The organism is Methanosphaera sp. ISO3-F5 (assembly GCF_034480035.2).
GTDB lineage: Archaea > Methanobacteriota > Methanobacteria > Methanobacteriales > Methanobacteriaceae > Methanosphaera.
Genome location: NZ_CP118753.2, coordinates 438,370 through 450,944, shown reverse-complemented (window position 1 = coordinate 450,944; position 12,575 = coordinate 438,370). Strand labels below are relative to the sequence as shown.

The following is a 12,575-nucleotide window of genomic DNA, read 5'->3' as shown; positions in this document are numbered from 1 at the left end:
TCTAAATAAAAGTTTGGAGTAATAAAAAAAAATTTTTAAGAAGAGATTATTCCTGTTTTCTATGTCTTCTTCTTAAATTATATTCAGTAAATTGATCTTCTTGAGCAAATTCCTTACCCATTGATTGTATTAACTCTTTAATTTCATCCATTTTACTTAAATCATTGATACTTGTTTCAAATATAGGATCTTCTATTTTTTCAGCATATTCATTAATTACTGATTTATCTGTTAACAAATCGGTTTTATTAAATAAACAAATCATTGGAGTTTCAAACACTTTTTTAATTTCACAATATAATAAATACTGATTTTCCATTAAAAATCCTGAAGTTTCTGATGGATCAAAAATATATATGATGATATTTCCCAAATGTTCCAATGCAGCTATAGCATTTAATTCAATTTCATTCATGTCATTGATTGAACGATCAAGTAACCCTGGTGTATCAATTATCTGATATTGTCTATATAACATTTCATAATTACCTATTTGTAATCCTTGTGTTGTGAATGGATAATTAGCAACTTTTGGACTAGCATCAGTTATATTATTTAACAATGTTGATTTTCCGACGTTTGGGAAACCTGCAATAACTACTCGAACTGCATTGAAGTTAATATTTGGCATATGTTTAAGTTCTCGTTTGGCAAAATCTAGGAAATCCAGTTCATCCCCTATTCTTTTTACTACTGAAACAATTCTACCATATGCTTCTTTTCGTATAGGTATTGCACTTAGTGAATCAGATTTTCGAATTTTATTAGTATATTGGGATTCTATTTGTTTAAGTATGCCTAATGCCCAGAATACTGCACCTAATGAATGTTTATATTGATCTACACCGACTACTATGTCAATATAATCTTGATAAAATTCAGGTAATTCTTCAATAATTGGAGTTTCAGTAACAATACGATTAAATGTACTGTTGATTACTTCACATGCTGTTTGAACTCTTACTTCTTCAATTCTCATACCTTTGACACGTGGATGTAATTTTGAACTTCTGACCTTTGAAGCTGCTTTACTTGCCCTGTTAAATGCTTTATCTATTATTTCATCAGGTGTTGGTATGTTTGGTAATTTCATTTAATACCCCCTTATTCTTCAAATATTTGTGCTTGAAATGCATACAATTTTGTATTTTCATCTTTCCATGATTCTGAGGATAATCCTGCTTTGTAACATAAATTTTCAAGATAAGTTACTGTATCCCATTTTTGTTCGATTGGTACTTGAGGTAATAGTAATCCTCTATGATATGAGTTTTCTATAATTAATCCATCACGACCGATTTCTATTAGGGAAATATAATCTGTATAATTTTGTATTTCAATTAATTGTGGTTTAGTAAGTACGCTTAGTTCTAGTTTAATCTTATCAAATTCTTGTAAGGATACTGGGTTAAATCTGGGATCATCAAATGCTGCTGAGATAGAAACATCCAACAATCCTTCTATTAATGAATAATAAGGTTCTGGATAACCTATGCATCCTCTTAAGTTTGAGTTTAAGGATAATGTGACAAAAACTCCTAATTTTTCTTGAAAAATTTTTGGTAAATCATTTGGTAGAGCATACTCTTCGCCTTTTAAATAACTTACAATATTTTCCCTAGCTATTTTTAGAAGTAATTGTCCTTCTTCTGGAGTAAGTATATTATTTGACATTATTGTACTCCACCAACTGTTGCTCTGCTTACTCTTATGTGTGGTCCTCCATCACCTACAGGGACTGTTTGACCGTCTTTTCCACAGAATCCAACACTTAGATTAAAGTCTGAACCTACACCTGTGATGTTATTTAATATATCTAATGTAGTTCCTGATAATGAAACATCACGTAAATGATCTCCCAATTCTCCTTTTTCTATATTGTAAGCTTCAACAGCATTAAATTGGAATATGCCTTTACCAGTATCTACTTGTCCTCCACGAGAGCCTTTTAGATAAATTCCATTTGGTAAATCTTCTATTAATTCTTCAAAAGAGGATTCACCAGGTTTAATATATGTATTACTCATCCTCACTAATGGTTTGTTACTAACAGAAGATCTTGCATTTCCACTTGATACACCATCACCTACTTTTGATGCTGTTTCACGTGAACTTAATACTGATTTAAATACACCATTTTCAACAAGTGTTGTTTTTTCTGATTTTGTTCCTTCCACATCATATGGATAATAACCAAAACCTGTTTCTATTGATGCATCATCTATAACTGTAACCAAGTCTGATCCAATTTTTTGTCCTAACCTTCCTTTAAGAATGGAATCATTTTGAAGTATTATATCTGCTTCTGATGCATGTCCTAATGCTTCATGAATAAATACGCCTGCGAGTTCTGGATCAAGAATTACTGGAAAATCTCCAGAGGGTGGAGTTTTTGCATCAAGGAGACTTATCGCTTTATCAGATATGCCTGTAGCAAATGATTCTAAATCCGCATTTTTAATTATTTCAAACCCCTGTACTCCTCCTAAACTTTTATGTCCTATTTGCATTACTTCACCATTAGATGCTACTGAATTCATAGACAAGACTGTTCTATTATTATCACTTAGAATATTTGTTCCTTCTGAACTAATTATTAAATCAGATGATTGTGATTCAGATAATGATACATTGGTACTTTGAATTTGGTCTCTTTGAGCAATTTTATGAAGTTCTTTCATAGTACTTATTTTATCTTCTATAGTTACGTCTTCTATTTTTATTTTTGCTTTTGATTTAACTATGTCTTCTTCTGGGTTTGTTGAAGTTAATTTTACATCACTTTTAAGTTGATTTGCTATGGTGGTAGCATTTTCTGCGACTTGTTCTACTTTTTCTATATCACTAGTGAATGCTGATCCCCATGCTCCATTTTGCAGTACTCTGATTCCTATTGCATAATTTATGCCTGTATCTACATTATCTATTTTTCCATCTTTGAGTACTATTGAGTTATTTACTGAATTTTTTACTCTGATATCTGCATATTCTACTTTTGATTCAAGTTTTCTTATTATTTTTTGGAAGTAGTCGACATCAATGCCTGTAGTCATATTGTATCCTCCTTGTATTTTTTTTTAGAATGATAATTATTAAATTAATTTTAAAAAAAATAGTTTTTTTATTTTTATCTGTAATATGTTATGTTTAACATAGTAATTATAGTTTAAAAAAATAGAAGTAATAATAATATTACATTGAAGTAATAACGTATTAAAAGTGGTGAAGAAAAGTATGATATTAAACAATATCATAAAAAAAAGTAAATTGAGAATTTTATAATTTCTCCAGTAATGTTTTTCGTGCATCAGCAACTGTTAAAGGATAACCAGACTCTTTAAAAGTAATATTATCCTCTTTTTCAAGCATTTCAAAAATCTGTCCTACCCAAGGTAATCTTAAATCTGCTTGTTCAATAACTTCCTTATCACTAAATACCTCTCTACAATTTCCCTGTTTTAATATTTTTCCTTTTCTTAAAACATTTATATTATCAGAGTACATAGGTACTAAATCAACATCATGAGTAGAAACTATAATAGTCATACCTTCAGCATTTAAGTCATATAATAATTGCATAATAGCTGAAGCTCCATTTGGATCTAATCCACTTGTTGGTTCATCTAAAACCATTACTTTAGGTCTCATTGACAGTATCCCTGCAATAGCTACACGTTTTTTCTGACCCCCACTTAAATGATGAGGTGCTTTTTGTGCATATTCTGACATCCCAACAACTTCTAATGCTTCTTCAACTCGTTGTTTTACTTCTGCTTCATCAAGACCCATATTCATTGGACCAAAAGCAACATCTTCAAACACTGTTGGTGCAAATAATTGATCATCAGGATTTTGGAATACCACACCAACTTTTGCCCTTGCTTCAAGTAAACTTTTTTTATCATATTTTAATGTTTTACCTTCAATAATTATTTCACCAGAAGTAGGTTCGATAATACCATTAAAATGTAAGAAAAAAGTACTCTTTCCAGCACCATTCGGACCTAAAATTGAAATCATTTGCCCTTCTTCTACTTTAAAATCTATACCTTTAATAGCTTGTGTACCATCAGGATAATTGTAATGTAAATCTTTAACTTCTAATATTGCTACCATAACTTAATCTCCTATTATATTAAATTGTATATAAATTCATTGAACCAAAGTAAAGGATTCCTAGTATAACTATTACTATAAATATAATTATTAATATCCAATGTAATATAGGTATATCTTTAATAGAATCCCCATCACGAATCATATTTAACTGTCCATTGTATCCCCTGGAAGCAAGAGCTTTATAAGAAATTTCCCCCTGTTCCCAAGTTCTAATAAATACCATTCCTGCCAATGAAGCTAGACAATTCATCCAGCTCATATAACTATGATATCCTAACCTAGTTTTTTGAGAGTTATACATTGTACTTGTTACATCCAAGAACAAGAAAATGTATCTGTACATTAATATAGCCAAATCTGTTAATATTGTTGGTACATGTAAGTCATGGAAAACAGCAAATATACGATTCATAGGAGTAGTTAAAATTAAAAATCCTAATGCTGCTACACCACCAAGAACTCTAAAGAATACTAATAATGCCTGATTAATCCCACCCTTAGTTAATCCTATGCCAAATAATCCTAAATCCCATATATGAGGGCCAGTACCTAAAAATGCTAAAAATATTCCAGATAAAACTGCAAAACCTATAGGTATTGCCATGAATGTTGCATAAAATGTAACTGGAATCTTGGCTTTAAATATGATTAAAAATGAACATAGTAAAAATATTAAGAAAGGCACTATTGGAGACCCAGAAACTAAATTTAAAAGTATTGCTGCAATTGCAAAGATTACTTTAGAATAAATATTTGTATTCGTTAGTTCATTATGCATAGTATGATGATCTAACGTATCTTCAAAAATCGACATTTTTCACCACTCAAAAAAAAATTTAAAAAAGAATATTATGTTAAATTAATAACATAACTATTGTTGTTTTTTTGCTTTTTTTCCGCCATACCAATAGCCAAATATAAATCCAATAATAATAGCACCAATAGCTGCTTGTAGACAGAATAAAAGACTTTCTATTTCACCACTAGGTGGTTCCCATAAAGGTGCTGCCCATACTTTATAGTTAGGGTTATTTTGTTCAATATATTGTCCACCTTGATCGTCGGATCCACCAAAGTAACCATCATCTTCACCGTGACCGTTGAAGATAATTAATGGAGCAACTATTAAGATTGCTACTATTATTAATATACCAATATTTTTCCAATCCATTTTAATTAGCTCCTGCTTCTTGTTCACTAATTACACCTAATTTTACAAGAATATCTGGTCTTGCATCTTGGATGTAGTTGTAAATAACCATTGTTAATAGACCTTCTGCTATAGCTAAAGGTATTTGAGTTAATGCAAATATACCTAAGAATGCTACAAATGTTGATCCCATATTTGCTCCTGGGAAAGCTAATGCTAATTCTACAGAAGTTGCTACGTAGGTCATTAAATCTGCTACAAATGCTGTAAAGAATATTGAAATTGGTGCAGATAAATTCATTTTTCTAAGTGCTACCCAAACTACGTAACCACATACTGGACCTACAATACCCATTGAGAAAATGTTTGCTCCGAGTGTTGTTAATCCACCATGTGCTAATAATATAGCTTGGAATAATAATACTATTACTGATAATACTGCGGTTACTGCCGGACCAAAGAATACTGTACCTAAACCATTTCCACATGGGTGGGAACAACTTCCACTTACGGATGGCATTTTTAATGATGATAAGATAAACATAAATGCCCCTGAAAGTGCAAGTAATGGTAATGCATCATCATTCTCAGCAGTTGCTTTTTTTATTTGCATTATACCATAAATTACAACTATTGCAGAGATAATGAACCATATGGCACACCACATTGGTGGTAAGTAACCTTCCATTATGTGCATGTTTTATTTTCCTCCATATCATAAAAACTTATTAAATTAAAAAATATATTTCATTATCAAATGTCTTTTCATTCTTTAACAAAATAATGATTATTATTATATAGACTATATTATTTAAATATGTTGATAATGATTTAATTAAACTTTAATCATTTATAAAATTATACATATTTAGGTTAACTTAAATATAATTATGTAATTAAAATTGAAAAAATTAATAAAAAAAAGAATTAACAAACGATTCTGAAAATCACTTTTAAAAAATAAAAAATCAAAAAAAATATTAATAGAAAATATTGCATAAAAAAAAGTAGGTAATACACTATCTTAAAAACAATAATAACGATAGAAAAAAATCAATAAAAAAAACAAAATAATTATGTATTACCATACAGCGAAAAATGATTAAACTAGTAATAATAAATTAAAATAAAATTATAAAAAAATACTAGCCCATAAAGAAATAAAATAATATTAGATTGTAAAAATAAAGGTGTAAATATGATAGTAAAAAATAAAATTATCCTAGCACTTGATGTAGAAGAAGAAAAAAAAGCATTTTCAATACTAGAAAACACTACAAAATATTTAGATACCATAAAAATAGGATATCCAATTACACTAGCTTTAGGACCACAAATAATAACAACAATAAAAGAAAACTTTGATGTGAAAATAATAGCAGATTTTAAAGTAGCAGATATTGACGCAACAAACGAAAAGATAGTAAGAAATACTATAAATTATGGGGCCGATTCTATCATAGTACATGGTTTCACAGGAGAAGATAGTGTGATTGCATGTAAAAATGCTGCAGAAAAATTAGGTAAAGAAATATTCTTATTAACAGAAATGTCACATCCAGGAGCTGAAAGATTCTTAAAACCAGTCTCATTAGAAATAGCCCAAATGGGAGTAGAACTAGGAATCAGAAATTATGTTGCTCCTGCAACAAAATTAGACCGATTAGAAAAAATAAGAAAAATAGTTGGAAAAGATTCATTCATTATTTCACCAGGAGTAGGTGTTCAAGGAGGAGAAGCAAAAGAAACTTTACAATATGCTGATGCAGCCATTATTGGCCGAAGCATTTATAATTCAGATTCTCCACAAGAAACTCTAAAAAACATTATTCAAACAATTATTTAACTTATTTGAAAATTCATAACCCAAATCAAATAAATAGAAATATATTATTGTCACAGGTTCAAAGTATAATTCAATTCCAAAGAATAAATTAGGATAAAAAACATGAATTAAACCCAATACTGATAATATAAGTACGGTTATTTTAGCAACATACCTATATTTAAGTAATTTATGAACAAAAGTTAAATTAAAACCTTTTTCTTCTTTTTCATCAACAAAATCATTAGCTTTTTCATCGAAATACATTGCAAGAATACAAACAAACAAACAAGGCCAACTTAAATGAGGAAATCCAATTAAAATCAGAATTAATATGAAAAGAACTGCTGAAATAATATGATTTAAACTATCAACCTTATTAGCCAAAGCAGTACCTATAAGAATACTTAAGAATATACAAGCAGCATCCACACAATTAACAGATAAATAAACAGTACATATAACACACAGAATACCAGAAATTACTGCCAATATTAAATTATCCTTTTCATCCATCAAATCATCAGATGTTTTCATAAAATATCCTGATAAAGCAAAAAGAATAGCATTAATTATCAATAGCTATCACCCATTTATTTTATCTAACGCGCTTGCAACAATTAAGGGGAACAATACTGTTGCATCACCCACCACTGTAACAAGATTAGAACCTTTTTTAGCTTTAGCCCAAGATTTAGCTTCTTCTAATGGTGCTCCACTTAAACTACCACCCTCACTTCTATCCAATGTAATTTGAATACCGGCATCTATTCCACCCGTAAGTATGTTAGAAGCCAGAGCGTAATGTTTAGGTAATCCTCCACCAAGCATGCATGCTGTTACTTTTTTACAGCCATATACAAAATCAGACAAATAAGCCATATCCCCAACTGCACTTATAGTAAAATCATTATCTTGACAATAAATCCATAATTGTAATCCAATCATACAATCAATTAAACCCGGAGCAAAAATAGGCACATTATTTTTTGCAGCAGTTGCAATGAAAGAATTATCATCATCAACCAATAGCCCAATTTCATAGATAAACTTTTGAATAGAAATAGTATCATACTTTTCATTAATCTTAGCAAAAATTTTATGTATTTCCTCTTCAAAAACTTCAAAATCCTCAGACTTAGTATAAATATCAGCTATACGGCCCATCCCATTATCTTGAAGTACTTCATCATCTTCCCCAGTACTAATATAATGTCTTCCACCAAATGATTCTACTAAATCATGGGTTAAATTTGCTCCACTAGAAATTATCAAATCAACATAACCCATATCTACCAGATCACGTACTACTTTTCTTAAACCTCCTGGAATCATTGGCCCAGCTAAGCTTAAAAATATTTTTGTATCTTCATCTTTTATAGAATCCGCTAACAGTTTTGTTGCATGAGAAATTCTTCCAGCACCCAAAACTCCTGATTCATCTAATTGTTCCATAAAATCTGAAATTGTCATGTTATTTGTAATTTCTATATGTTTAACTTTCATAAAAAAAAATCTCCAAAAAAATAACTTATAAAAAAAAATTAAAATTAATTAGTAAAACTTACTAATCTACGTAAAACATCAGTAAAAGTAACCATACCAGTTATTTTTTCATTTTCATCTAATAAAATTAACATAGAAACATCATTTTGATATAAAGTACCCATACTATGCATCAAAGTATTTGTTTCTTTAGCAATAGCAACATCTTCATCAATGAAATCTTTTACTTTAGCTTCAAACTTGTTTTCAGCAACCATTTTAATAACATCAGAATATTTAACTATTCCTTTAATTTCATCATCCACAATTACTGGTATTCCCTTAATATTGTGTTCAATCATCAGTTTAGTTACTTCTGTTAATGATTCATCATAACCTATAGAACAGGTTATTGGAGTAGCCAAATCTTTAACTTGAACATTAGGTATACTTAATATACCCTCTGTTTTGAGTAATAATGCATTATCAACATCATCTCTTCCAATAATTGTTCCAAAAACTGTTAAGTTGTTTACAGGAGTTGGACCTATTTTAATCTTATTATCTAAATCTAATTGTTTAATATCCCCCAGTACTGTGATTGTTGCTTCACATGCACCTGGACGTAAGATATTAGTAAATTCAATTTTGTTAACTGATATGTCAGATACAGCCTGATCATTTACAAATATAGGAACATGTATTTCACAAGGATCATTTTCTATGTTTAATGTATGATAAGCATCAAGTGTAGGCTTATAACCACCCCTTGGACCAGGAACTCCTTGAACTAAACCTAAACTCCGTAATGATTGCATTTGATTCCTGATAGTACCCGCATTTCTTCCCATCAAATCGGCTATACTTTCACATTTTACAGAGGTACATTTAGATTTTCTATATAAATTAATTAAACTTTGTAATATCTCTTTTTGTACTGAAGTAAGCATAGCTACCACCTTTATAAATCTTTTGAGATTATGTGAAAAATTAACATATGTTCTCTTAAAAAAAACTCTGTATATTATGTTTATATTTGAGATATAATAAAAAGGTTATGATAAATAATGATAAATTCATTTATTTCAAAAAATATAATATTAATTAACTAGAAAAATACTTCCATATAAATAGTAATCAAAAAAATAATTTGATATGGTAAATTAACAAATGATTATAACAATTCAATTTTAGGTGCAATAATGAGTTTTATAGAAGTTAAAAATGTTACAAAGAATTTTGATAACACTCCCGTATTAAAAAATATTAATTTAGAAATAAATGAAGGAGAAGTGTTAGGAGTTCTTGGAAGAAGTGGTTCAGGTAAGTCTGTGTTACTTAATATGTTAAGAGGGATACCAGAATACCAGCCAGATGAAGGAGAAATTTTTTACAATATATCAATATGTCCTGAATGTGAACATGTAGATGTTCCTTCAAAAGCAAATACTCCATGTTCTTGTGGGGGAAGATTAAAAGAACAAAAAATTAACTTATGGAAAAGTACTCGTTCTGAATTTGCTGCAATAAAAAGACGAATTTCTATCATGTTACAGAGAACTTTTGCATTATACGAAGAAGAAACCGTTATAGAAAATATAATGAAATCATTCGAAGATCAACGAGATCCAGACAATATCAATAAGGCAATAGAATTACTAAAAATGACTAGGATGGAACATCGAACAACACATATTGCTCGTGATTTAAGTGGTGGAGAAAAACAAAGAATTGTACTTGCAAGACAATTAGCAAAAAATCCAATGCTATTCCTAGCAGATGAACCAACAGGAACATTGGATCCAAAAACTGCTACATTGTTACATAATGCTTTATTAAGTGGAGTTAAAGATAAAAATATTACAATGATTATCAACTCACACTGGCCAGAAGTAATAGAAGACTTATCTGATCGGGTTATATGGCTAGAAAATGGAGAAATAAAAGAAGAAGGAAATCCATCAGAGATAGTAGCAGAATTTGTTGAAGAAATACCATTGCCACCAAAACATGAAGCAGTAGCTATAGGTGATCCATTAATTAAAATGACTGACTTAAAAAAATATTATTTCTCTGTATCAAGAGGAGTAGTTAAATCAGTGGATGGAGTAACATTAACCATTAATGAAGGTGAAATAGCAAGTATAGTAGGTTTAAGTGGTGCTGGAAAAACAACACTTTCCAAAGTAATTGCAGGATTAGTTGAACCTAGTGATAGAGAAATAGAAGTTAGACTAGGTGAGGAATGGATAGATATCTCACAAAAAGGACCACAACATAGAGGTCGTGTAACACCACACATAGGCTTATTACATCAAGATTTCAGTTTATATCCATATAAAACAATTCTTGGAAACTTAACTGATGCAATTAGTTTAGATTTACCATCCGAATTTGCAAAAATGAAATCATTACACGTTTTAACCGCTGTTGGATTTAAAGAAGAAGAAGCAGCTTCACTATTAGAAAAATATCCTGACCAGATGAGTGGAGGAGAACGTCACAGAGTTGCAATTGCACAAGTATTAATCAAAGAACCTAACATCGTAATTTTAGATGAACCAACAGGAACAATGGACCCAATTACAAGAAGACATGTTACTGAATCAATATTAAATGCACGTGAAGAATTAGATCAAACTTTCATTATCATTTCACACGATATGGACTTTGTTCTAGAATGTTGTGATACTGCAGCACTAATGAGAGATGGAAAATTATTAGATCATGGAAAACCAGAAGACATTGTGGATAAATTAACTTCACAAGAAAAAACAAAAATGCTTAACAAACAATTATAAAATTTCTCCACCCATCCCTCTTTAAGGAAACTTTTTTTTTGAAAAAAAAATAGATATTATAAGAATTCATACTTAGTTGTACGTTCTTGTGGAATTCGGCCAATATCATTGATTAATTGATGAATCTTTTCAACAGATAAATAGCCACCATAACCACCACCTGCAGCTGTGGATATTTTATCTTCAATCATTGTCCCACCAATATCATTTGCTCCACAATTTAAAGCAACTTGTGTCATCCTAAGACCTAATTTAACCCATGAAACTTGAATATTAGGAATAACATTTCCAAAAATAATCCTGGATATTGCATGAACTTTCAAGTCTTCAATGCCTGTTGCACCATTTGATATTTTTCCCAGTTCATTATTTTCTCCAAGAAATGTCATAGGTACAAATTCTGTAAATCCCTTAGTTTCTTCCTGGATTTCTTTAAGTAAAAACATGTGATTAATTCTATCTTCCCATGATTCTATACTACCATACATTATTGTGGATGTGGTTGGAATTCCTAATTGATGTGCTTCTTTTACTACTTGAGCCCATTCATTGGTAGTTAACTTATTTGGACATATTTGTTGACGAATTGAATCAACTAAAATTTCTGCAGATGCTCCCGTCATCGTATCCATACCTGCATCTTTTAATAATTTTAATGCTTCATATGTTGTTATATCAGAATTTTTAGCTGTTTGAAAAACTTCTGCAGGACTTAAAGCATGCAAACATATATCATAATTATCTTTAATATTCTTTATTAAATCACAGTAATAGTTTATATCCATGTCCTTGGTTATGCCACCAAACAAACATATTTCTGTGGCTCCAACGGATTTTGCTTGTAATATACTATCAGATATTTCTTCATTGGTCATCATATAATTTTCATGATTCCTAAAAGAACAAAATTTACATCCAATGATACAATGGTCTGTTATGTCTATCGCCTTATTAACCACATAGGTTACTTTTTCTCCTACAATTGTTTTTCTTAATCTATCTGCAGTATCAAATAATTCAAATTGATTTTCTGAGTGAACCAAATCTAAAGCAATTTGTGGAGTTATTTCATTATCTAATGTTTTATAATAAATTTTTTCTAGCATTGAATCACATGCCCCTAATAATGTAATTCTAGAATTAGATTTAATGTTCTTAGTTAAAATAAGTATTGAAAAAAATAGTATTTGATAAA

The 12,575-nt window shown here is 29.8% G+C and carries 13 protein-coding genes; 2 read left to right on the top strand and 11 right to left on the bottom strand.

The genetic code is table 11. The features are described 5' to 3' along the window. Positions 1–46 precede the first annotated feature (46 nt). From PXD04_RS13865 to PXD04_RS13835, 7 genes are all read right to left on the bottom strand, one after another. A complete protein-coding gene (locus tag PXD04_RS13865; RefSeq protein ID WP_323735429.1) occupies positions 47–1,093 on the bottom strand; it encodes an NOG1 family protein in 1,047 nt (348 codons plus the stop codon). A gap of 11 nt (positions 1,094–1,104) precedes the next feature. Then, a complete protein-coding gene (locus tag PXD04_RS13860) occupies positions 1,105–1,674 on the bottom strand; it encodes a TIGR00296 family protein (RefSeq protein ID WP_323735428.1) in 570 nt (189 codons plus the stop codon). Beyond that, a complete protein-coding gene (locus tag PXD04_RS13855; protein WP_323735427.1) occupies positions 1,674–3,053 on the bottom strand; it encodes a TldD/PmbA family protein in 1,380 nt (459 codons plus the stop codon). The genes PXD04_RS13860 and PXD04_RS13855 overlap by 1 nt, the downstream gene beginning before the upstream one ends. 223 nt (positions 3,054–3,276) lie before the next feature. Next, positions 3,277–4,116 (bottom strand): ATP-binding cassette domain-containing protein, encoded by an 840-nt coding sequence (locus tag PXD04_RS13850; protein WP_323735426.1) that lies wholly within the window; start codon positions 4,114–4,116, stop codon positions 3,277–3,279. A gap of 19 nt (positions 4,117–4,135) precedes the next feature. Further along, complete coding sequence (cbiQ, locus tag PXD04_RS13845) at positions 4,136–4,933, bottom strand: cobalt ECF transporter T component CbiQ (protein ID WP_323735425.1); 798 nt, start codon at positions 4,931–4,933, stop codon at positions 4,136–4,138. Between the two features lie 57 nt (positions 4,934–4,990). Then, positions 4,991–5,290, bottom strand: coding sequence for an energy-coupling factor ABC transporter substrate-binding protein (locus tag PXD04_RS13840; protein WP_323735424.1), 300 nt, complete (start codon positions 5,288–5,290; stop codon positions 4,991–4,993). Position 5,291: 1 nt separating this feature from the next. Further along, positions 5,292–5,966: an energy-coupling factor ABC transporter permease gene (locus PXD04_RS13835; RefSeq protein WP_323735423.1), complete on the bottom strand. Its 675-nt coding sequence runs from the start codon at positions 5,964–5,966 to the stop codon at positions 5,292–5,294. Positions 5,967–6,467: 501 nt separating this feature from the next. Between PXD04_RS13835 and pyrF the strand changes: the two genes are divergently transcribed. Then, entirely contained in the window at positions 6,468–7,115 is a 648-nt protein-coding gene (gene pyrF / locus PXD04_RS13830) for an orotidine-5'-phosphate decarboxylase (protein WP_323735422.1), read from the top strand. Here the strand turns inward: pyrF and PXD04_RS13825 are convergent. From PXD04_RS13825 to PXD04_RS13815, 3 genes are read right to left on the bottom strand one after another with little or no spacing between them, the layout of a single operon-like run. Beyond that, entirely contained in the window at positions 7,086–7,673 is a 588-nt protein-coding gene (locus tag PXD04_RS13825) for a hypothetical protein (RefSeq protein WP_323735421.1), read from the bottom strand. The two genes, pyrF and PXD04_RS13825, sit on opposite strands and share 30 nt — an antisense overlap. 6 nt (positions 7,674–7,679) lie before the next feature. Then, positions 7,680–8,600 carry a deoxyhypusine synthase gene (locus PXD04_RS13820; protein WP_323735420.1) on the bottom strand — a complete coding sequence of 307 codons (921 nt, stop codon included), beginning with the start codon at positions 8,598–8,600 and terminating at the stop codon, positions 7,680–7,682. Between the two features lie 44 nt (positions 8,601–8,644). Further along, positions 8,645–9,529 (bottom strand): CBS domain-containing protein, encoded by an 885-nt coding sequence (locus PXD04_RS13815; protein ID WP_323735419.1) that lies wholly within the window; start codon positions 9,527–9,529, stop codon positions 8,645–8,647. Positions 9,530–9,781: 252 nt separating this feature from the next. Between PXD04_RS13815 and atwA the strand changes: the two genes are divergently transcribed. After that, a complete protein-coding gene (atwA, locus tag PXD04_RS13810) occupies positions 9,782–11,380 on the top strand; it encodes a methyl coenzyme M reductase system, component A2 (protein WP_323735418.1) in 1,599 nt (532 codons plus the stop codon). 56 nt (positions 11,381–11,436) lie between these two features. On the opposite strand, the gene cofH is transcribed toward atwA, so the two are convergent. Continuing rightward, the gene (gene cofH, locus PXD04_RS13805) at positions 11,437–12,486 is read right to left on the bottom strand and encodes a 5-amino-6-(D-ribitylamino)uracil--L-tyrosine 4-hydroxyphenyl transferase CofH (RefSeq protein WP_323735417.1); all 1,050 of its coding nucleotides are present in this window, start codon (positions 12,484–12,486) and stop codon (positions 11,437–11,439) included. Positions 12,487–12,575: the final 89 nt, after the last annotated feature.

Excerpts from the sequence above, each read along its gene's own strand:
- PXD04_RS13865 (WP_323735429.1), bottom strand. The coding sequence starts at position 1,093 with ATGAAATTACCAAACATACCAACACCTGATGAAATAATAGATAAAGCA.
- PXD04_RS13860 (WP_323735428.1), bottom strand. The coding sequence starts at position 1,674 with ATGTCAAATAATATACTTACTCCAGAAGAAGGACAATTACTTCTAAAA.
- PXD04_RS13855 (WP_323735427.1), bottom strand. The coding sequence starts at position 3,053 with ATGACTACAGGCATTGATGTCGACTACTTCCAAAAAATAATAAGAAAA.
- PXD04_RS13850 (WP_323735426.1), bottom strand. The coding sequence starts at position 4,116 with ATGGTAGCAATATTAGAAGTTAAAGATTTACATTACAATTATCCTGAT.
- cbiQ (WP_323735425.1), bottom strand. The coding sequence starts at position 4,933 with ATGTCGATTTTTGAAGATACGTTAGATCATCATACTATGCATAATGAA.
- PXD04_RS13840 (WP_323735424.1), bottom strand. The coding sequence starts at position 5,290 with ATGGATTGGAAAAATATTGGTATATTAATAATAGTAGCAATCTTAATA.
- PXD04_RS13835 (WP_323735423.1), bottom strand. The coding sequence starts at position 5,966 with ATGCACATAATGGAAGGTTACTTACCACCAATGTGGTGTGCCATATGG.
- pyrF (WP_323735422.1), top strand. The coding sequence starts at position 6,468 with ATGATAGTAAAAAATAAAATTATCCTAGCACTTGATGTAGAAGAAGAA.
- PXD04_RS13820 (WP_323735420.1), bottom strand. The coding sequence starts at position 8,600 with ATGAAAGTTAAACATATAGAAATTACAAATAACATGACAATTTCAGAT.
- PXD04_RS13815 (WP_323735419.1), bottom strand. The coding sequence starts at position 9,529 with ATGCTTACTTCAGTACAAAAAGAGATATTACAAAGTTTAATTAATTTA.
- atwA (WP_323735418.1), top strand. The coding sequence starts at position 9,782 with ATGAGTTTTATAGAAGTTAAAAATGTTACAAAGAATTTTGATAACACT.
- cofH (WP_323735417.1), bottom strand. The coding sequence starts at position 12,486 with ATGCTAGAAAAAATTTATTATAAAACATTAGATAATGAAATAACTCCA.